The following is a 21965-nucleotide window of genomic DNA, read 5'->3' on the forward strand; positions in this document are numbered from 1 at the left end:
GACCGCGACCGACGTCGACGCCGGCGAGTCCGGCTTCGTCGCCCAGCCGAACACCGCCGGCAGCTATGGCAGCTTCGCGATCGACGCCGCTGGAAACTGGACGTATCAACTCGACAACGCCAACAGTGACGTCCAGGCCTTGGGCGCCGGCGACCAGCTGACCGAGACCTTTACCGTCACCACCGCCGGCGGCGACAGCGAGACCGTGACCATCACGGTCAACGGCACCGATGACGCCGCCGTCGTTACCGGCAGCGACAGCGGCAGCGTGACCGAAGACACGGTGCTGACCACAAGCGGTGTGCTCACAGCAACGGATACCGATGCCGGTGAGTCCGGCTTCGTGGCCCAGCCGAACACCACCGGCAGCTACGGCAACTTTGCCATCGACGCCGCTGGAAACTGGACGTATCAACTCGACAACGCCAACAGTGACGTCCAGGCCCTGGGCGCCGGCGATCAGCTGACCGAGACCTTCACCGTCACCACCGCCGGTGGCGACAGCGAGACCGTGACCATCACGGTCAACGGCACCGATGACGCCGCCGTCGTTACCGGCAGCGACAGCGGCAGCGTGACCGAAGACACGGTGCTGACCACAAGTGGTGTGCTCACAGCAACGGACACCGACGCCGGCGAGTCCGGCTTCGTGGCGCAACCGAACACCACCGGCAGCTACGGCAGCTTTGCCCTCGACGCCGCTGGAAACTGGACGTATCAACTCGACAACGCCAACAGTGACGTCCAGGCCCTGGGCGCCGGCGATCAGCTGACCGAGACCTTCACCGTCACCACCGCCGGTGGCGACAGCGAGACCGTGACCATCACCGTCAACGGCACCGATGACGCCGCCGTCGTTACCGGCAGCGACAGCGGCAGCGTGACCGAAGACACCGCGCTCACCACCTCCGGCACCTTGACCGCAACGGATACCGATGCGGGTGAGTCCGGCTTCGTCGCCCAGCCGGGCACGGCTGGAGCGTACGGCAGCTTTGCCCTCGACGCCGCTGGAAACTGGACGTATCAACTCGACAACGCCAACAGTGACGTTCAGGCCCTGGGCGCCGGCGATCAGCTGACCGAGACCTTCACCGTCACCACCGCCGGTGGCGACAGCGAGACCGTGACGGTCACGATCGACGGCACCGATGACGCCGCCGTCGTTACCGGCAGCGACAGCGGCAGCGTGACCGAAGACACCGCGCTCACCACCGCCGGCACATTGACCGCGACGGACACCGATGCGGGTCAGTCCGGCTTTGTCGCGCAACCGAACACCACCGGCGCGTACGGCAGTTTCGCCATCGACGAGAGCGGCGTCTGGTCCTACACGCTGAATAACGAAAGCACCGACGTCCAGGCCCTGGGCGACGGCGATCAGCTGACCGAGAGCTTCACCGTCACCACCGCCGGCGGTGACACGGAGACCGTGACCATCACGGTCAACGGCACCGATGACGCCGCCGAGATCACCGGCGTTCAGACCGGCAGCGTGACGGAAGACACCGCACTCACCACCTCCGGCACCCTGACCGCGACCGATACCGATGCCGGCGAGTCCGGCTTCGTCGCCCAGCCGGGCACGGCTGGCACCTACGGCAGCTTCGCCATCGACGAGACCGGCGCGTGGACCTACGCGCTCGATAACGAAAGTGACGACGTCCAGGCCCTCGGCGCCGGCGACCAGTTGACCGAGACCTTCACCGTCACCACCGCCGGCGGTGACAGCGAGACCGTGACCATCACCGTCAACGGCACCGATGACGCCGCCGTCGTTACCGGCAGCGACAGCGGCAGCGTGACCGAAGACACCGCGCTCACCACCTCCGGCACCTTGACCGCAACGGATACCGATGCGGGTGAGTCCGGCTTCGTCGCCCAGCCGGGCACGGCTGGAGCGTACGGCAGCTTTGCCCTCGACGCCGCTGGAAACTGGACGTATCAACTCGACAACGCCAACAGTGACGTCCAGGCCCTGGGCGCCGGCGATCAGCTGACCGAGACCTTCACCGTCACCACCGCCGGTGGTGATACCGATACCGTCACTGTCACGATCGACGGCACCGATGACGCCGCCGCCATTACCGGCAGCGACAGCGGCAGCGTGACCGAAGACACGGTGCTGACCACAAGCGGTGTGCTCATAGCAACGGACACCGACGCCGGCGAGTCCGGCTTCGTCGCCCAGCCGGGCACGGCTGGAGCGTACGGCAGCTTTGCGATTGATGAGACCGGCGCGTGGACCTACACGCTCGACAACGCCAACAGTGACGTCCAGGCCCTGGGCGCCGGCGATCAGTTGACCGAGACCTTCACCGTCACCACCGCCGGCGGCGACAGCGAGACCGTCACCGTCACGATCGACGGCACCGATGACTCCGCCGTCATTACCGGCAGCGACAGCGGCAGCGTGACCGAAGACACCGTGCTGACCACAAGCGGTGTGCTCACAGCGACGGATACCGATGCGGGTGAGTCCGGCTTCGTCGCCCAGCCGGGCACGGCTGGAGCGTACGGCAGCTTTGCCCTCGACGCCGCTGGAAACTGGACCTACCAGCTCGACAACGCCAATGGCGACGTTCAGGCCCTCGGCGCCGGCGATCAGCTGACCGAGACCTTCACCGTCACCACCGCCGGTGGTGATACCGATACCGTGACCGTCACGGTCAACGGCACGGATGATGCGGCCGAAATCACCGGGGTTCAGACCGGTAGCGTAACCGAGGACCTCGTTCTAGAGGCAACCGGCCAGCTCACTGCGACCGACACCGACGCTGGCGAGTCCGCGTTCGTGGCGCAACCGAACACCACCGGCACGTACGGCAGCTTTGCCATCGACGCCGCTGGAAACTGGACGTATCAACTCGACAACGCCAACAGCGACGTCCAGGCCCTGGGCGCCGGCGATCAGCTGACCGAGACCTTCACCGTCACCACCGCCGGTGGCGACAGCGAGACCGTGACCATCACGGTCAACGGCACCGATGACGCCGCCGTCATTACCGGCAGCGACAGCGGGGCAGTGACCGAAGACACGGTGCTGACTACCTCCGGCACCTTGACCGCGACCGACACTGATGCGGGCGAGTCCGGCTTCGTCGCCCAGCCGAACACCACCGGCGCCTACGGCAGCTTTGCCCTCGACGCCGCTGGAAACTGGACCTACCAGCTCGACAACGCCAATGGCGACGTTCAGGCCCTCGGCGCCGGCGATCAGCTGACCGAGACCTTCACCGTCACCACCGCCGGTGGTGACAGCGAGACCGTCACCATTACCGTCAACGGTACAAACGATACGCCTGTTGTCATCGACGATACCGCCGTTCAAGCCGTTCGCTATGGGCAGGGCGGTATAGCGTGGAGCAACCTGGTGCTTTCATCCGATTCAGGCGTCGAGGGCGTTGCTTCCAACGTTGAGGACGTTAACGGTGCACTGGGTGTGGTTTCAGGGGCCGGTCGAATTTCCGAGATAGAGCACAGCAGTGATGGCACAAGTGAAAGTCTGTCTATACGTTTGCCGGAGCCAGTACAGTCGGCGAGGGTAGGCGTTGCCTTACATATGGCGGATGAAAACGGCATCGGCGCAGACGAGGTGGGGCTTTGGACTGCTCTGAACAATGGGGCTGTCGTAGCGTCGGGTACATTCAATGGCGTAACCGGAGGCAGCCTCACGGTAGACATCGATAGTGCAGGCACCGCTTTCGATGAGCTGCGCTTTTCGGCAGCAACGTACTCCGATGGCACAACAAAGGGCTGGGACAGTTCAGACTTTCTCGTTACCTGGCTCGAGATAGACACTCCTAAAGCTGCGTTAAGCACTTTGGAAGACGGTGCTTTCGCAATTGAAAGCTCAACGCTTCTTGCCAACGATTTTGATTTGGATGGAGATACGCTAACTCTTCAATCGGTATCCACAACGGCGCAGACCCTGGGGTCGGTTACCTTGAATGGCAGTCAAGTCGCCTATGAGCCCGGTGATGCGTTCCAGTTCCTGAGTGCTGGCGAAGTCGCATTCGATCAATTCGTGTATACCGTGTCTGATGGTCAGGGAGGCACTGAGTCAGGCACGGTTACAGTAGCGATTTTGGGAACAAATGATGCGGCGGTCATTGCCGGTTTGAATACCGGCACTGTTCAAGAGGATGCGCTCTTTTCAACGAACGGCATTCTTTCGGTAACCGATGCAGATGACGGGGAATCATCGTTCATCCCGCAGAGCAATACGGCTGGACAGTTCGGCACGTTCACTCTCTTGAGTACGGGTGTTTGGACCTACGCGCTCGATAATGCCAATGCTGACGTTCAGGCCCTTGGCGTCGGTGAGAGCATGACTGAAAGCTTCATCGTCACCACTGCCGGCGGCGACAGTGAGACCGTCACGATCACCATCAACGGAACCGACGACGCACCGGTTGCGACGCCGGATGCCTTCACGGTTGTCGAAGATTCTGCGTTGACCCTGTCGCAGACAGATCTTCTGACCAACGACATCGATATCGATGGTGATGCGATGAGCATCCTTGGTGTCGGCGGTGCCACCAACGGCGCTGTTCAACTCAATGAAGACGGCACGATCACGTTCACGCCCGATGCCGATTTCTCAGGCGTAGCCTCGTTCGATTATGTGATCGGTGATGGCAATGGCGGCACCTCTATGGCCACGGCCTCGATTGGCGTCGTGGCCGTTGCCGATGCACCGATTGTATCCTCGACGCTTGGAGATACGCTGGAATCCATCCGAACGGTCGCCATCGCCATTACGGATGGTCCGACATCGATTTCTATCGAAGGGAAAAGTGTCACTGGCGCCAATGTGGTGGAGGGGCCGTTTTCCACGCTCAATCTTGCGCCCGGTATCGGCGGCAATACGCTCGGCACCGACATCATCGTGCTCGAAGGCAATCTGAATAGCCTGGTCGCGGGCGGACTGCCGCTGATATCCATCGACGGCGACGACAAGGATTACTTGTATATAAAAGGGGACTTCGCCCTTTATGAGGTACTGCTCGGAGATTATGTATTCGGCTCCGGCTATGACGGTACGTTGACGGACATCGCAACCGGCACCGTCATCAACCTCTACAACATCCGGGGGCTCATCTTCGAAGACGGCACCACGATGTTGCCCGATGGTGCGGTGTCGACCGTCACTGAAGTCGGGTATGACGTGGTTGGCCTTGATGTTAGTGCCCTTTTAACCGACACCGACGGCAGTGAGCAGCTCAGTGGCATTACGTTGAGCGGTATCCCCGAGGGGGTAATGCTTACAGGCCACGACGCCGCCAAGCTGGAAAATGGTGATTGGTTCCTTCCCAACGCGTCTCAATCGGATTTGAATGCTCTGTCATTGACCATGCAGGTGCCGCTCGACGCACCGTCCTTCAACGTGACCGCAACGGCCACGTCGACGGAACTCGGCAATGGCGATGCGGCTTCAAGCAGCGCGACCAGCGAGAGCGCCGAGCGGTTTACGCTTTTGACCGGCTCGCCAAACGAGGACACGCTCAACGGGACCAACAGCAGCGATATTCTGATCGGCGATGCGTCCGGGCTTCGGCTATTGCCCGGTCAGAACTACAACATCGCCATTCTTGTCGACTCCTCCAGCAGCTTGAGCGTCGAGGCCGTCGAGCAGGTCAAGGTGGCCTTGAGAGAGGCGATTGAAACCCTCAAGGCCAGTGCGGATGCGCCGAATGCGGGGACCGTCAATCTGTGGCTGGCTGATTTCGATCATAGGGTCGAGCGTTCGGTCAGTATCGACCTGTCCGACGCCAACGCCATGGCCAGTATCGATTCCGTGCTCAACGCCATGACCAACGATGGCGGCACGAACTATGAAGACGCCTTCAAGACCGCGGCCAACTGGTTCTACAGCGATGCGGTCACATCGAATCCCGGCCAGAATCTGACGTACTTCATTACAGACGGCCAACCGACCTACTACCAGCACGAGTATTCGAAGTTCAAGGCGGTGGACTTCGCGTTGAGCAGCGACGTGTATTACACGTTCGACTCAAGCACCTACGTGCCGGGGAAGCCGGTGTACGTCAACACCGTCAACGGCGCATTCGAGGTCATCAGTGCCAACGGCGCGGTCTACGCCTATACCTCAGCGCTGATTGGATATACCCGCTCCACAATCGGCTACGTCGAGCCCAACGGTGAAGGCGAATTCGAGCTGTCCTACCTCATGGGCGATGGCACCGTCACCGCGGCAACCCTGAATAACGCAAGCGATGCCTTTGCACTGCTCGACGCCGTCAGTAACGTCGAATCGATCGGCATCGGCAGTTATCTCGATGCGTCACAGCTTAGTGGGTATGACTCTGACGGCGTCGTTCAGACCAATGTCGATCCGTCGGCGCTGTCCGAGGCGATCCTGAGCGATAACGTCCAGATCGTCGGCACGGCGGATACCCTCAATGGCCGTCAGGGCGATGACATCCTGTTCGGGGATCAGATCGTTCTGCCCGGCATCGATGGCAGCGGTGAAGACGCACTGCGTCAGTACATCGCCCAGAGCATCGGTGCAGGCGACCCCTCCGGGTTGACCCTTGAAAGCATGCACGACTACATCAGTGCCAATCCAGGCGAGTTCGACGTTGCCGATGACCGTGGCGGAAACGATCAGCTCTTCGGTGGCGCAGGCGATGATGTGCTGTTCGGCCAGGGCGGCGATGACCGGCTCGAGGGCGGCAGCGGCAATGACATCTTGACCGGCGGCAGTGGTGCGGATGTCTTTGCCTGGATGCGAGGCGATGAAGGCACGAATAGCCGCCCTGCAGAAGACCATATCAGAGATTTCAATATGGCCGAGGGCGATAGAATCGATCTATCCGACATGCTCGATGTCGCGGAAACCGAGGTGGACGTGCTGGCTCAATACCTGCATTTCACTTCGGGCGGAGATGGCAGCAGTACGATCGAAGTCAAGGCCGGGGAGGGGGCGCCAAGCGAGGGTGTGACTCAAAAGATTGTCCTCGATAACACCGACATCACCTCACTCGGGGGATCGGACATCGAGATCATCCGGCAGCTGGTCGACAGCAATACATTGAAAACACAACTGGATGGGTAGGTTCGTCGCGCTCGAATCTGTCCTTTGGGGGCACCTTGGCAAACACCGCGACACCGTTACGCCCGGAACCTGCCGGTGAAAAAGAGCGTGACCCGCTGCTGTATTCGCTGGCGTTTCTGTCACGTCACTTTGGCACACCGCGCTCGGTCGCGGTGCTGGCCGATGGGCTGCCGCTTGATCAAGGCCGCCTGACTCTGGCGCTGCTGCCGCGCTCGGCCTCTCGTGCCGGGCTTTCGGCGCGTTTGGTCGACCAAAAGGTGCAGCGCATTTCGAGTCTGCTCATGCCATGCATCGTGTTGCTCAAGGGCCAGCGCGCGGTCGTTTTGCTGAGCGTCGATGAGCCGGCCGGGCAGGCCGAAATCTATGTGCCCGAGGCCGATGGGGTTGAGGCGTGTCCACTCGAGTCGCTCGAAGAGCAGGCCACCGGCAAGGTGGTTTACGTCAAGCGCGAGCACCGCTTCGATCAGCGCAGCAAGGAAACGGTCAAGCTGCCGGACGGTCACTGGTTCTGGTCGACGCTCAAGCTCTCGATGCCGATCTACCGTGACGTCTTCATTGCCTCATTGTTGGTCAACATCTTCGCACTTGCGGCGCCGCTTTTTGTCATGAACGTCTACGACAAGGTGGTGCCGAATCTGGCCTTCAACACGCTCTGGGTGTTGGCCAGTGGCATGGCAATCATCGTGGTGTTCGATCTGATCGTGCGTCAGGTGCGGGCCTGGTTTCTGGATGTGGCCGGCAAGAAATCCGAGGTGCTCATTTCCTCGAAGCTCTTTGCAAAAGCGATGAATCTTCGCATGGATGCGCGCCCGGCGTCGGTAGGCGGGTTCGTGAAGCACCTTCAGGAATTCGAATCCATTCGGGATTTCTTCACCTCGTTGACCCTGACCACGCTGATTGATCTCCCCTTTGCACTGCTGTTTCTGGTGATCGTCTGGATCGTGGCCGGGCCTCTGGTTCTGGTTCCGATTGCTGCCCTGGTGATTCTTCTGGGCTACAGCATCGCGCTTCAGTGGCCACTCAAGCGCAGTATCGAGCTGGGCTCACGGCTTGCCACCGAGCGTCAGGCTCGGCTGGTCGAAAGCATTGCCGGGCTTGAAAGCCTGAAGCTTGCCAATGCTCAGGGTGAGTATCAGCGCGCCTACGAGCGCGCCGTCGGTGAGATTGCCCGGTGGGGCGTTCACAGTCGAAACCTCTCTACCTCGGTCAACTCCCTCACCATGAGTGTGACTCAGCTGTCGACGGTTGCTCTGATTCTGGCCGGTGTCTATCAGATCAGCGACGCCGCCTTGAGCATGGGCGGGCTCATCGCCGCGGTCATGTTGACCGGCCGCGCCCTGCAGCCGCTGGCTCAAACGGCGCTTCTCATTACCCGTATCGGTCAGACGCGCAGCGCCATGGCGGCGTTGAATCAGATCATGGACTTGCCCGATGAGGTCGATGAAACCAAAAGCTACGTGCATCGCGAGCGCCTTCAAATGCAGTTCGAGTTCGACCACGTTCGCTTTCGGTATTCCGAAAACACCCCGGATGTCATCCACGACTTGAGTTTTACCATCGCACCCGGTGAGCGAGTGGCCATTATCGGACGCATCGGCGCCGGCAAGAGTACGCTTCAGCGTCTTATGAGCGGGCTTTATCAGCCCACCGGCGGCAGCATTCGTGTCGATGGGCTTGATCTGAACCAACTCCATCCGGCTGATCTTCGTCGCCACATCGGCCATGCCGGTCAGGATGGATCGCTGTTTTATGGCTCGATCAGAGACAACATTCTGCTTGGTAATCAGCATGCCAGTGACGAGGCGCTTCAGCGGGCGGCAACGCTTGCCGGGGTGACCGAGTTCACTCGCGTCGACCCCGAAGGGCTTGATCGCCAGGTCGGCGAAGGTGGGCGGCTGTTGTCGAGCGGTCAGCGTCAGGCGGTATTACTGGCCCGGGCGCTGCTGCCGCAACCCCCGCTTTTGCTGCTGGACGAGCCAACGGCGCATATGGATAACCGCTCCGAGTTTCGGCTTCGCCGTATGCTTTCAAGCCTACCTCGCAGTCAGACCATGATTTTGATCACGCACAAGAGCGCGATGCTCGATATTGCCGAACGGGTCATCGTACTGGATGGCGGTCGCGTGATTGCCGATGGCCCGAAGGACACGGTGCTGGCATCCCTCAATTCCGGAAAGGCCTCGAGCGGAAACGCCACGGAACCATCACCGGCCGAGGCTCGAGGAGGTCAGCATGGCACGGGGGGGTAAGTCGGCGATCGAGCGTGACGACATTCACTACCTGGATGACGCCAGTGCTGCGGTACTTCTGGCCACGCCCTGGAAATCGCGGGTTTTAATCTGGGTCGTGTTGGCCTTTTTGTTGACCGCGATCACCTGGGCGGCGCTTGCCCATGTGGAAGTGGTAACGCGAGGAACCGGCGAGGTCGTACCGTCTACACGGTTGCAAACGGTGCAGAATCTGGAAGGCGGAATCGTGCGCGATATCTTCGTGTCGGAAGGCGACATCGTCGAGCAGGGGCAGCCGCTTGTCCGCATTGATGATACGCGCGCCGGTGCTGATCTTGCCGAGCGGGAGTCGACTCTTTCCGGCCTTCAGGCTCAAATCGCTCAGTACGATGCCGAGCTTGATTCGGTCACCATCGAGCACTCTGCTGAACAGTGGCTCGATCAGGTGTCAATCAGTGAGACCTCCCCCGCGCTGGACTCTGAATTTCGAGAAGCCCATCCGTCACTGGCCCAAGGCGCGATGGCTGCCTACCGGGAGCGTCTGCGTGGGCTTCAGGCCCAGCTCTCCCAGGCGCGTGAACAGATCACGCAGCGCCAGCAGGAACTTCGAGAACTGCAGGCCAAGGTCGAAAGCCTTAACCGCAGTTACCAACTTTCGCGCCAGGAACTGTCGATCACGGCACCCCTGGTCAAGGAGGGCGTGGTCTCTCGTGTCGATCTATTGCAGATTCAGCGACAGGTCAACGACCTGCGCGGGGAGCTTGAAAGCACGCGCCTGGCGATTCCTTCCAAACGTTCCGAGCTCGATGAAGCGATCAGCAAGCGGGTCGATGTGGCTCAGCAGTTTCGCGTTCGAAGCGCCGATGCCTTGAGCGAAGCGCGCGCTCGGCTCGACAGCCTGAGGCAAGGTCGGTCCTCGCTGTTGGATCGGGTGGATCGAACGCTTGTGACGTCGCCGGTGCATGGCACGGTTCGCTCGATCAATATCAATACGATCGGCGGAGTGGTCGAGCCCGGTCAGAGCCTGATGGAAATCGTACCGATCGAGGATCAGCTGTTGGTCGAGGCCAAGGTGCAACCCAAGGACATCGGTTTTCTAAGACCCGGACAGCCGGCCACCGTCAAGTTCAGTGCCTATGACTTCACGATCTATGGGGGGCTCAAGGGCACGGTCGAACGCATCAGCCCAGATACCGTGCAGGACGAGGAAGGCAATAGCTACTACGTCGTGCGCCTTCGAACCGAGCGCAACCATCTTGGGGCCGAGAGCGACCCCTTGCCGATCATTCCTGGCATGCAGGCCACCGCCGACATCATCACGGGCGATCAAACCATCTTGCAGTACCTATTGAAACCGATTTTACGCGCTCAACAAGGCGCGCTGCGCGAACGATAAGAAATCATCAGGGGAACGATATGAAACAACGTTGGTGCTGGTGGATGGCGCTGTGTCTTGCGCCCTCGGCCGGTCAGGCTCAAACCCTGGCCGAGGCCGTATCTCAGGCCGTGCATGAACATCCGATCACACGGGCCGAGATTGCCCGGTTTGAAGCGCGCGCCGCCGATACACGGGCGGCCAAGGGGGCTTACCTGCCCTCGGTCAACGTTTCCGCACGTACGGGACGAGGCAGCTTCGAAAGCGAAGTCAACGGCATCGCCGCCAACTCCGAACCCCACGATTATCGACGCGCTTCGGTCACGCTGACTCAGTTGATCTGGGATGGTAACGCAACCGTTGCCCGGATTCGCCAGGCCGGCGCCGAACAGGAGTATCAAAAGCTTCAGGCGGCCGCGGCGGCCAACAGCGTAGCGCTTTCAAGCATCGAGGCGTATTTGAACGTGCTTCGGTCCGAGCAGCTTGTGGCGCTTGCCGAAAACAACGTGCGCCTCCATGAGGATACGGCCTCGGATATTCGTCGGCGCGCTGAACAGGGCGCGGGCACCACCGCCGATTCGACTCAGGTCGATGGACGGCTTGCGCAGGCCCGGGCAAGCCTAATGGCGGCACGTAACAATCTGGCGGATGCACGCTCGGCGTTTCAGCGCTACGTCGGTGAGGCGCCGAGAGGGCTCAGTATGCCAGAGGCGCCGTCGCTTGAAGGGCTGCCTTCGTCTCTCGATCAGGTCGAGGCGCTGGCGTACAGCCAAAATCCGCTTCTGCTTTCGGCCAAGGCCTCGATTCGCTCCCAGCAGCACCAGCGTCAGGTGGAAAAGGGCGACTTCTGGCCGACGTTCAGCTTTGAGGCCAATCGCTCATGGGCCGAGGATTATGACTACGAAGGGGTCAGCGATAACGATTGGAGCACCGATCTGGTGATGAATTACAACCTCTATCGAGGCGGGATCGATTCAGCTGAGCTGCGCGCCCAGACCCGTGAACTCGAAGTGGTTCAGTACGAGACCGACCGCGCCCGGCGTGAGGTCAACGACGAGCTTCGCCTTGCGTGGAACGCCCGTGATTTTCTCAAAAGCCAGATGCCTTATCTGGAGCAGCACCTCGAGTCGAGCAAGGCCTCCCGCGTGAACTATCGCAAGCAGTTCGACATCGGCCGTCGAACGCTTCTGGATCTTCTGGACAGCGAAACGGAGTACTACCAGGCCCAGCAGGCGGAGCTTCAGGCGCAGTTCGATCTGATGCGCGCACGCTACAGGCTGCTTTCCGCCACAGGGCAGCTGCTGGATACCCTTAAAGTCGACGTACGTTGGCCGAATAACACGTAACACCACTGTCGTTGTCCCAGGCAGGTCAAGGAGCACCGCATGAGTCTTTATCGTCGGTTGGTCAGTGCAATTATCGTCTTGCTGTTGGCGTTTTCGACTGGGGTTTTCGTGATCGAGGTACAGCAGACGCGCGCCTCGCTCGAGACGCAGCAGCGCAATCAGGTCACCAATCTGACACAAGCGCTGAGCCTGTCGCTGGTGCCGTTTGTTGAAGTCGGGGATTGGGTCGCGGCTGAAACCCTGATCCACGCGGCTTTCGATGGTGCGGCGGTCAAGCGTATTCAGCTCGACGCCGTCGGGCGCGACCAGCCTCTTGTGGTCGAGCGAACCGCGCCGGCCCACTCGCCGGAACTCTTCCAAAGCCTGGTTCGGTTGCCCGAGCAGGAAGGGCAACGCGATGTAGGGGGCGGCTGGTCGCCGCTTGGAACGCTCTACGTCGAGGCCGACAACAATCCGGCCTATAACGAGCTGTGGCAACTGGCGATCAAGCTGTTCGGGTTTCTCACCCTTAGCGTGCTGATTGCCGTGGTGGTGTGTACAGCACTGATTCGATGGTTGTTGAAGCCTTTGAAGACGCTCTCGCAGCACGTCAGTGACATGGAAATCCACGGCTTCAATAAGCCGCTTAAATCCACTCGAATCAAGGAACTCGAGGGCATAACGCATGCGGTCAACCGTCTCGGCAAGCGTCTCAAGGAGCAGTATGACGCCCAGTCCGAGCAGGTTCGGCGGCTTCAAGCCATGGCCGAGCGTGACGCGGTCTCCGAGCTGGGTAATCGGGCCTATCTGGGGCGGGTGATGGATGAGTGGCTGGCTGCCCCCGATGGTGGGGCCCTGATGATCGTTCAGTTCGATGCCCTCGATGACATCTATCGCCGCAACGGCTTCGAGGCACGCGATACCGCCATTCGGGCGCTGGCCCATCAGCTTCGCGCCGCACGACTCAATGGCGAGACCTTGAGTGCGGCCCGGCTGTCGGCCAATGAGTTTGCTGCAATTCTGCCCGATGCCGATGACGACGAGCGCTATCAATTTATCGAGCACCTTCTGGCAACGCTTGATCGGGCTCTGGACGTTAATCCTATGGCCGATGAACAAGGCGCGCACTGTCATGCCGGTGTCGTGGTGAAAGAGCCCGGCGCCAAGCGAATGACCATGCTGGCCGCCGCTGACAAGGCGCTGCAGGTTGCGCGAGAGCGTCAGCTCAACTGGGAGCTGGCACCAAGGGCGTCCGCCCTCGATGAGCGTAACCGTGGCGAATGGAAGCTGATGGTGGATCAGGCCATCGACGAAGACCGCTTCCTGTTCGTTGCGCAGCCGGTATTGACCCGCGATGGCGGTGAATTTCATCGGGAAATCTTCCTTCGTCTACCGGAAGGTGATCGGGTGCACTCGGCCGGGAGCTTCGTACCGGTGGTCTATCACTTCCGTATGGGCGACCGTCTGGACCGGTACGTGTTCGAGTGGATTGCCAAACGCTACGAGTCCCTGCCGGAGCGGCTGGCCGTCAACCTGACCGCTGACACGCTTGGCAACTCCCACTCCCTGGATCAGCTCTGCCAGTGGTTTGAGAAACACCCCGAGGTTACGGCGCGACTGGATGTCGAGGTGTCTGAAAGCGATCTTCTCAAGCACCCAAGCGCCATCCAGCGGCTGAGCGATCATTTACGGCCCCGCGGTGCACGGCTTGGCATTGACCGGTTCGCGCGCAACTTGCAGGTCATGCCGTATCTGGTGTCGCTGCGCCCCGGCTACGTCAAGATCGACCAGTCGTTTTTCGTGCGCGATGACGTGGACACCGAGTTGCTTCGAAGCCTGTGCATGGCCGCGCATCAGGTCGATGCGCTGGTTGTGGTAACGCGTGTGGAAACCGAGGAACAACGCAAGCGGGTCGAGGCGATCGGAGCCGATGGTTTTCAGGGCTTTCTCGCGCCCATTGAAGAGCTGGTGGCGACGCGCCACCAGTAACGTCAGGCGGGCTTCGCCGGGTGCATCTGAACTGTTCATACCGATGAGGCGGTGGCATGCGCGTAGCGATGACGCTTGGGTTGGCGCTGCTGTGCTGGGTCGTCCCCGGCACGGTGGGCGCGGAGCTGGTTCTGCCGGTCAAATCACAGATTCGAGCCGTGTATGGCGACGCGGCGGTAACGCGCGTGACCCGCTGGGAGCGTCTGGTGACGCTGTCGCGTGGTCTGTCTGTGCCTGAAAAGCTTGAGCGTGTGAACGACTTCTTCAATACCCTGGCGTTCAAGGACGACATCGTCGTTTGGGGCGAGGACGATTACTGGGCGACGCCGGTCGAATTTCTCGGGCGCGGGGCCGGCGACTGCGAGGATTTCGCCATGGCCAAGTATCTTACCTTGATTGAGCTTGGGGTTAGCGACGCGCTAATGCGCCTTCATTATGTGAAATACATTCCCTACGACCAGTTTCATATGGTGCTTACGTATCAGCCGTCGTCCTCGGCTATGCCGCTGGTACTCGATAACATCGACAAAACCATCAAGCCCGCCTCGGCGCGGCGTGACCTGCTGCCGGTCTACAGCTTCAACGCCAAAAACATGTGGCTTTCGAAACTGGACCGCGATGGCAAGGCGATGGGCAGTTCAAGCCGGTTGAGTCAGTGGCAGGAATGGCGCACGCGTATGCTCAACAAGCAAATGCGCCGCCCCTGAGGCATGGCTGGTCAGGCAACAACGCCCTGACAGGGGTTAAAGGTTTCATCCAAAAAGCACCAAGGGTATAAATAGGGGGAAGGCATTCGGCCTTTCTTTATTGTTTCGATTCGGAGATACCCTGATGAGCTGGACACCCACCCGCGATGATTTTGATCAATACATGGTGCCGAATTACTCGCCGCAGCGTGTAATTCCGGTTCGCGGAGAGGGCAGCCGTCTTTGGGATCAAGACGATCGCGAATACATCGACTTTGCCGGCGGTATCGCGGTCAACGGCCTCGGGCACGCCAATCCGGTGCTGCTGTCTGCGCTCAAGGAACAGGCCGATAAGGTCTGGCATCTGTCCAATGTCTATACCAATGAGCCGGCGTTGAAGCTCGCCAAGACCCTGGTCGAGCATACGTTCGCCGAAAAGGCGTTTTTCTGTTCTTCCGGTGGTGAGGCCAACGAGGCTGCCCTCAAGCTCGTCCGACGCTACGCCTTTGAAAAGTTCGGTGAGCAGAAAGACAAGATCATCTCCTTTCGTCAGTCCTTTCACGGGCGCACATTCTTCACGGTAAGCGTCGGTGGGCAACCCAAATATTCCGCAGGTTTCGGCCCGGTGCCCGGCGCCATCGAGCACGCGCAGTACAACGACCTTGAAAGCGTCGATGCGCTGATCGATGACCGTACCTGCGCCATCATCGTCGAGCCGGTTCAAGGGGAAGGGGGTGTAACGCCAGCCACGCACGAGTTTCTTGAAGGCCTGCGCGAGCGCTGTGATCGCCATCAGGCGCTTTTGGTGTTCGACGAGGTGCAGTGTGGCATGGGCCGAAGCGGCGAACTGTTTGCGTATATGGGCTATGGCGTCACGCCGGACGTGCTGACGTCTGCCAAGGCGCTGGGTGGCGGCTTCCCGATCGGGGCGATGCTGACCACGGCAGACATCGCCGCCGTTTTCCAGCCGGGCACCCACGGCTCGACCTACGGCGGCAACCCGCTGGCCTGTGCGGTGGCGCTGGCGGCGGTCGAAACCATTGCCGAGCCCTCACTGCTTGATGGCGTCAAGGCGCGTCATGCGCGGTTCCAACAGCATCTTGAAACACTTAACCAGAAACACGGCGGCATTTTCAGTGAGGTTCGTGGTAAAGGGCTTCTGATCGGTGCTGAGCTTTCCGGTCATCTCGAAGGCCGTGGCCGCGACGTGCTGGCTGCAGCCATTGATGAGGGCTTGATGCTGCTGGTCGCGGGCCCCAATGTGCTGCGATTCGCACCGTCGCTCATCATCACAGATGATGAGATCGATCAGGGCATGGAGAGCCTCGACCGAGCACTTGCCGCGCTCGCGGAGTAAGGCGATGGTCTGGGTTGTCCGTCCTGCCGAGCGGGAGGACGTGGCTAAACTGGTCGCGCTCGCCGAGCAGGCTTCGCCGCGCCTTACCAATCTTCCCCCGGACGAACAGCGCCTGAGCGCTCGTATCAAGGCCTCTTTAGAGGCCTTGTCGTCCAGTTCGATCACCCGGCCCGGCAATGAGTGCTATGTGCTGGTGCTGACCGATACCAGCACGGGAGAAGTACTTGGCACGGCAAGCTTTCGGGCGCTTGCCGGCGGTGACGAGGCGTATTACACCTACCGGCGTGAAGAGCTGATTCACGCCTCTCAGCAGCTCGATGTGCGTGTCGAGGTGCCGATCCTGTCGCTGACGCATGAGCTCTCAAGCAGTTCGCTCCTGTGCGCACTGGCGCTGTCGCCGGGCCTTGTCGGCGAGGCCCGCGCCGACGCCCGCCTGCTTTTGAGGCAGGCTCGGTTGATGATGGCGGCGCTATGGCCTGAGCGTTTTGCCTCGCGATTCGCGGTCGCGCTGCCCGGCGTTTTGGACGACGAGGGCTGTTCGCCGTTCTGGGACAGCATCGGCCATCACTTCTTCGACCGCGAATTCCAGGACATCAATGCGCTGGCGGGCCTGCGTTCGAAAAGCTTCATTGCCGAAGTCATGCCACCGTATCCGCTTTACCTGTCGCTATTGCACCCCCGGGCGCGTCAGAGCCTTGCGATGTCGCACGAGGCTCATAAGGAGGCCCACGCTGCGTGGCAGGCCGAAGGGTTCGAGGAGTCAGGTCATGTCGATATCTTCGATGGGGGGCCGGTGCTTCGTGCGGGCACCGAGCGCATTCATGTGCTGACGCACGGGCGCTGGCTACCGGTGCGTCTGACCGACCGGCCAAACGGGACTCCTGTGCGTATGCTGCTGGCCAATCAGTGGCCGGGCGCCTACCGCTGTGCACTGCTTGAGACGCATGTGTCTGCGGCCGGTTACCTCGAACTTACCCCCGCCCAGGCGGCCTGCCTGCACGTCGGGCGTGGCCAGGCGCTGCGAGTGCTGGAGGACCGTTTATGATCGTGTTGCGGCCGATTAACCCTCATGATCTTAAGCAGTTGCATGAGATGGCGATCGAGACCGGGCCGGGATTTACCTCGCTGCCTGATAACCTGGAGTTTCTTCGGGACAAGATCGAACACTCCTGTCTCGCGTTCGAAACGCTGCCCGAGGAGGGCTCCGCACTTTATTTCTTCGTGCTGGAAGATGTCGACGCCGGCCGTCTGGCCGGGTGCTGTGCCATCGAGGCCCGCATCGGGCTCGAGACACCGTTTTACAACTATCGGGCCGGCCGGATGGCGCATTCCTCGCCGCAGCTCGGGGTCCACCGCGTTATCAAGACGCTGTCACTGTCGTCAGATCACATCGGCGACGCCGAAGTCTGCTCGCTCTATCTAAGAGCGGACTATCGGCGTGACCGCCTGGGCGTTTTGCTGTCGCGCGCGCGCTGGCTGTTCATGGCAACCCATCGAGCCTGCTTTCCCGAGCGAGTGTTCGCCGAAATGCGAGGCGTGCTGGACGAACAGGGCAGCAGCCCGTTCTGGCGCTGCCTGGGGCGGCATTTTCTACCGATGGAATTTCAGGAGGCGGACCGTCTGATTGGCCTTGGCAAGAAGAGCTTCATTGGGGAACTCATGCCCAAGCATCCTATCTGCCTGCCGCTGCTGCCCGAAGAGCTGCAGGCCGGCATCGGTCGAGTGCATGACCACACCAAGCCGGCCCTGGCCATGCTCAATAAAGAAGGACTGCGCTGGGAAGGCTATATTGACCTGTTCGATGCCGGACCAACGGTCGAGTCGTACCTTGATGATGTGGCTGGCGTCCGCGATTCCCGCTGGGTACGTGCGTGTGTCGGTGCCGAGCCGGCTAAGCCCGGGCGGCCCTCGGTGCTGGCAAGTGCCAGCGGTGAGCATGGGTTCAGGGTGTGCTGGCTCGGTCAATCCCCCGAGGACGACACCGTCTCGATCACGGTGGATGAGGCCGCAGCGCTTGGTATCGAGGAAGGCGCCTGGCTTCGTGTATTGATGACCTGAATACTTGAGGCGTGCTGAAACGCTCAATAGGCGAAACGGTCAACAGTTGAAACGACCCCTATCGAAATGATCAACACAGGCGTGGCGAGCGGCTTACGCCGCGCTGATTCGGGGCAGACCACGGGTGTCATTTTCAGCAATTAATGCGACGCTCAGCGCGTATTGTCGGGCTACTATGATAGTCTGTGCAGGATTGAATGCGACAGAATTAATAGCAATTGATGCGACAGGTCACGTTTTATTCAACATTTGGTGCGACTGCTCATGCCACTGCCTACATCCGTTCGTAAAATCGGCCCTACCCGACGAAGTGTGTCTGGCTACTATGCCTTTCGCGGGGAGGAGTCTATTGCGTTCGAGTCGACGCTCGAACGCGATTTCCTCATCAAGGCTGACTTTGATGTGAGCATACTTGGTGTGATTTCACAGCCGTGCGAGATCCCGTTTTATCATCCAGTGACCGGTAGACGTTACACCTACACGCCGGATTATTTGGTTTATTACCGTCTCGGTACTCGTCATTACAATGACTACCCAAAACCTCTCTTGGTGGAGGTCAAACCACGGGAACAGTGGCAAGAATATTGGCGTGAGTGGTCGCCAAAATGGAAGGCGGCTATGCGGCATGCCAATAACGAGGGCTGGGTGTTTCGTATTCATGATGAAAGCCGCATTCGTGATAAGACCTTGGACAACATTACCTTCCTAGCGCGCTACAAGCGGATGGTGTTTCCCTCTGTCGAAAGCCAGGCAGTGCTCAATACGGTGAGGGAGATGGGGGTGGCGACCTTGGATTACCTGCTTTCTCGGCACTTCATGGGCGATATTTACCGGGCAGAGGGGATTGCGCATTTATGGCATCTGCTGGCGACCCGGCAGCTAGATTGCGATATGGCTCAATCCTTCAGCCCTCTATCAGAGGTGTGGGTACCCGATTATGAATAATCATCGTGGCAACACAACTGAACCCGGTAGCGGCGTCGCCCAAACACGCCAACACTTGCAGATCAGGGTGGGTGAGCAGGTTCAGAAAGATGACACTGTTTACCGAATTTCCCAGGTGCTCGATTTTGAGACGGTCATTGGTATTGCCATTGAGTCCGGGCGTAGTTGTCCGCTTCGCATCAGTGAATTGATGCCTTTTCATAGTGGGCCTGTCCCCCTTGAGCAGGATATGTCTGAGATTGGGGATGCCGATTGGCGGGAGGCTGAGCACCGCTTTTCCATTATTAAACCCTTGGTAGATCGCCATACCATTGGGCGAGATGCAGCGGAAGAGCGTGCTAAACAAACGGGCGTGGATACGGCCACAATCTACCGTTGGTTGAAGCGGTACAAGGCGACGGGTTCGGTGCTCGCATTGATTCCTCAAAAGCCAGGGTGGAAGAAAGGTAAGTCGCGTATCCCCGCGCATGCCGAGGCGGTGATTCAGGAAGTTATCAAAGACGTGTATTTGACGCTGCAGCGTCCATCCGCGCAAAAAGCAGTACAGGAAGTGATGCGGCGTTGCCATGAGCGGCGTATCGATCCGCCGAGCCCTGGTACCGTGCGTGCTCGTCTGCGCGACATTCCAGAGCGTGATCGGTTGCGTGGCCATGGTTTTAGAGAGAAAGCCATTAACAAGTTTCAGCCAGCTGCAGGGAGGTTTCCCAATGCGGACTATCCGCTAGCGGTCATGCAGATTGACCACACGCCTGCCGATATTATTTTGGTGGATGACGTGCATCGCAAACCGATTGGTCGCCCATGGATCACGTTGGCCATGGACGTGTGTACACGTGTGGTCACGGGATATTACTTATCGTTTGATCCACCCTCTGAAACATCCGTTGGCATGTGTGTGGCTCACTCTATGCTTCCTAAGGATGAGTGGTTGCTGCTGCATCACGTGGAGGCTGAGTGGCCAGTATGGGGCACTCCCGCCACGATTCATGTCGATAACGGCCCAGATTTTCGTTCAGAGACGTTTCGGCGCTCATGCTTGGCCTATGGGATCAATCTTGAGTTTCGGCCTGTAAAACAGCCTCGCTATGGTGGTCACATTGAACGGGTGCTTGGCTCTCTTCTCAAGGAAATCCATAACCTGCCTGGGACAACCTTCTCCTCCATTAAAGAGAAAGAGGGATACGATCCAGAAAAGCACGCGGCCATGACGAAAAGCGAGTTTGAAGAGTGGCTGGTGACGTTGATTTGTAAGGTTTACCACCAGCGTCTTCATTCTGGGATTGGTATGTCACCGATGAGGAAGTGGGAAATCGGCGTGTTTGGCAATGCTGACGTCCAGGGAGTGGGATTGGCACCGAGGCCTGCTGACAGGCTCTCTGTATTGCTCGATTTTTTGCCCAGCTTTCAGCGCACGATCCAGACCTTTGGTGTGACCATCGATGGCATGAACTATTACGATGAGGCGCTGAGGGCGTGGATCAATGCTAAAGATCCAGACACGCCAAGCAAGAAACGCACCTTTGTATTTCGTCGCGATCCTCGCGACATTAGTGTCATTTGGTTCAAAGATCCTGAGCTCGGGCACTATTTCCGAATTCCCTTTGCCAATCTTGCTCTCCCCTCAATGAGTGTTTGGGAGTATGCCCAGGCCAAGGCGCGCCTTCGCCAGGAAGGCAGAAACTCGGTAAATGAGACTGAAATCCTACGCGCTATCAGTGAGCTGCGAACCCATGTGGAGGAGTCGCAAGCACGCACCAAGCGAAGTCGCCGTCAGGCACAACGACGCAAAGAGCATGAGAAAAAGGTGACGCCCGCAGATCCCCTTTTAAATGCGCCCTCAACCATGGCCCCGCAAAAGTCACCCTCTCATGAAGACGGTCTCTTATCGGGTGATATCGATGTGAACTGGGACATAGCATGAGTACACACCTTCATCCTGATCTTCGTCATGTCTTGGGGCTGTCCGCTAAAGAGCGAATGGAGTTTATGGATCAACCGCGATGGTTGGGGTATCCATTGGCCAATCGTGTCATTGAGGTTATGCGTGGGCTGATGGAGAAGCCTAGTCGCCCTCGTATGCCTAACCTTTTGCTCGTGGGTGACTCCAACAACGGAAAGACAACCATCGTTCAACGGTTTCGTAAACAGTACGGTGAGGGCTACGTGAATGAAGACGTAGAACCGGTGAAACCCGTGATCGTCACTCAAGCTCCACCGAGTGCCGATGAGAAAAGTCTGTATATCGCAGTGCTAGAGAGCTTTTGGGCTCCCTACCGGCCTTCAGACCCGGTACCCAAGCTACGCTACCAAGTGATTCATCAACTGCGGGCTTGCCATACGCGCCTGTTGATCATTGATGAGTTCCACTCATTGTTAACCGGTGGAGCCGTCAAGCAGCGGGAAACGATGAATGCCATTAAGCTCCTATGCAATGAGTTAATGATACCCATCGTTGGTGTGGGTACGCAGGATGCTGTGCGTGTGCTGCATTCAGACCCGCAGCATGCGAGTCGCTTTGATGTGGTTGCATTGCCGAAGTGGGAGCTCAATCAGGACTTTCAGAAGCTGCTTGCTGGCTTTGAGAAGATCCTGCCGCTCCAACATCCTTCCCAACTGCATGAGCCACAATTGGCGACTCAGCTCCACGCGATTTCTGGCGGTAATTTGGGTGACCTGCACCGGCTGCTGGTTGAGTGTGCGAATGCCGCTATTTTGTCTGGAGCTGAGCGCATCGATGAGAAAATTATTCAGAGTAAATCGTGGGTGCGGCCTACCCGTGGCATTAGGGAAGTGATGCTGTAATGGGCGGTCTCAATGACCAAGTGCAACACGTGAGCCATCAGGTACGGTGTTGCCATGAACCACTGCTATCGCCATCTTTCTGCTGAAGACCGGGCCGCCATCATGATGATGCGAGCCACGCA

General features: G+C 59.4%; 12 protein-coding genes. All 12 read left to right on the forward strand.

All coding sequences use genetic code 11. From position 1 onward, the window contains the following. Positions 1–7078, forward strand: a 7078-nt coding sequence (locus NAT23_RS14390) for a VCBS domain-containing protein (RefSeq protein ID WP_251929348.1), incomplete at its 5' end; no start/stop codon positions are given. Between the two features lie 35 nt (positions 7079–7113). Continuing rightward, a complete protein-coding gene (locus tag NAT23_RS14395) occupies positions 7114–9327 on the forward strand; it encodes a type I secretion system permease/ATPase (RefSeq protein ID WP_251929349.1) in 2214 nt (737 codons plus the stop codon). After that, the gene (locus tag NAT23_RS14400) at positions 9311–10702 is read left to right on the forward strand and encodes an HlyD family type I secretion periplasmic adaptor subunit (protein WP_251929350.1); all 1392 of its coding nucleotides are present in this window, start codon (positions 9311–9313) and stop codon (positions 10700–10702) included. The genes NAT23_RS14395 and NAT23_RS14400 overlap by 17 nt, the downstream gene beginning before the upstream one ends. Positions 10703–10722: 20 nt before the next feature. After that, complete coding sequence (locus NAT23_RS14405) at positions 10723–12027, forward strand: TolC family outer membrane protein (RefSeq protein ID WP_251929351.1); 1305 nt, start codon at positions 10723–10725, stop codon at positions 12025–12027. A 39-nt stretch (positions 12028–12066) separates the two neighbouring features. Beyond that, positions 12067–13995, forward strand: a complete 1929-nt coding sequence (locus NAT23_RS14410; protein ID WP_251929352.1) for an EAL domain-containing protein — start codon at positions 12067–12069, stop codon at positions 13993–13995. A gap of 56 nt (positions 13996–14051) precedes the next feature. Continuing rightward, entirely contained in the window at positions 14052–14702 is a 651-nt protein-coding gene (locus NAT23_RS14415) for a transglutaminase-like cysteine peptidase (protein ID WP_251929353.1), read from the forward strand. Between the two features lie 124 nt (positions 14703–14826). Further along, positions 14827–16038, forward strand: coding sequence for an aspartate aminotransferase family protein (locus NAT23_RS14420; RefSeq protein ID WP_251929354.1), 1212 nt, complete (start codon positions 14827–14829; stop codon positions 16036–16038). Positions 16039–16042: 4 nt separating this feature from the next. Continuing rightward, positions 16043–17083, forward strand: coding sequence for an arginine N-succinyltransferase (locus tag NAT23_RS14425; protein WP_251929355.1), 1041 nt, complete (start codon positions 16043–16045; stop codon positions 17081–17083). After that, positions 17083–18096, forward strand: a complete 1014-nt coding sequence (locus NAT23_RS14430; protein ID WP_251929359.1) for an arginine N-succinyltransferase — start codon at positions 17083–17085, stop codon at positions 18094–18096. Before NAT23_RS14425 ends, NAT23_RS14430 begins: the two co-directional genes overlap by 1 nt. Positions 18097–18408: 312 nt before the next feature. Further along, positions 18409–19041, forward strand: coding sequence for a TnsA endonuclease N-terminal domain-containing protein (locus NAT23_RS14435; RefSeq protein ID WP_251929356.1), 633 nt, complete (start codon positions 18409–18411; stop codon positions 19039–19041). Next, entirely contained in the window at positions 19034–20962 is a 1929-nt protein-coding gene (locus tag NAT23_RS14440; protein WP_251929357.1) for a TnsB C-terminal domain-containing protein, read from the forward strand. The genes NAT23_RS14435 and NAT23_RS14440 overlap by 8 nt, the downstream gene beginning before the upstream one ends. After that, positions 20959–21843, forward strand: a complete 885-nt coding sequence (locus NAT23_RS14445) for a TniB family NTP-binding protein (RefSeq protein ID WP_251929358.1) — start codon at positions 20959–20961, stop codon at positions 21841–21843. The genes NAT23_RS14440 and NAT23_RS14445 overlap by 4 nt, the downstream gene beginning before the upstream one ends. Positions 21844–21965: the final 122 nt, after the last annotated feature.

This window comes from Larsenimonas salina, assembly GCF_023736155.1.
Taxonomy (GTDB): domain Bacteria; phylum Pseudomonadota; class Gammaproteobacteria; order Pseudomonadales; family Halomonadaceae; genus Larsenimonas; species Larsenimonas salina.

What these genes read in the sequence shown, in the direction of transcription:
- NAT23_RS14400 (WP_251929350.1), top strand. Translation starts at nt 9,311, where the DNA reads ATGGCACGGGGGGGTAAGTCGGCGATCGAGCGTGACGACATTCACTAC.
- NAT23_RS14405 (WP_251929351.1), top strand. Translation starts at nt 10,723, where the DNA reads ATGAAACAACGTTGGTGCTGGTGGATGGCGCTGTGTCTTGCGCCCTCG.
- NAT23_RS14410 (WP_251929352.1), top strand. Translation starts at nt 12,067, where the DNA reads ATGAGTCTTTATCGTCGGTTGGTCAGTGCAATTATCGTCTTGCTGTTG.
- NAT23_RS14415 (WP_251929353.1), top strand. Translation starts at nt 14,052, where the DNA reads ATGCGCGTAGCGATGACGCTTGGGTTGGCGCTGCTGTGCTGGGTCGTC.
- NAT23_RS14420 (WP_251929354.1), top strand. Translation starts at nt 14,827, where the DNA reads ATGAGCTGGACACCCACCCGCGATGATTTTGATCAATACATGGTGCCG.
- NAT23_RS14425 (WP_251929355.1), top strand. Translation starts at nt 16,043, where the DNA reads ATGGTCTGGGTTGTCCGTCCTGCCGAGCGGGAGGACGTGGCTAAACTG.
- NAT23_RS14440 (WP_251929357.1), top strand. Translation starts at nt 19,034, where the DNA reads ATGAATAATCATCGTGGCAACACAACTGAACCCGGTAGCGGCGTCGCC.
- NAT23_RS14445 (WP_251929358.1), top strand. Translation starts at nt 20,959, where the DNA reads ATGAGTACACACCTTCATCCTGATCTTCGTCATGTCTTGGGGCTGTCC.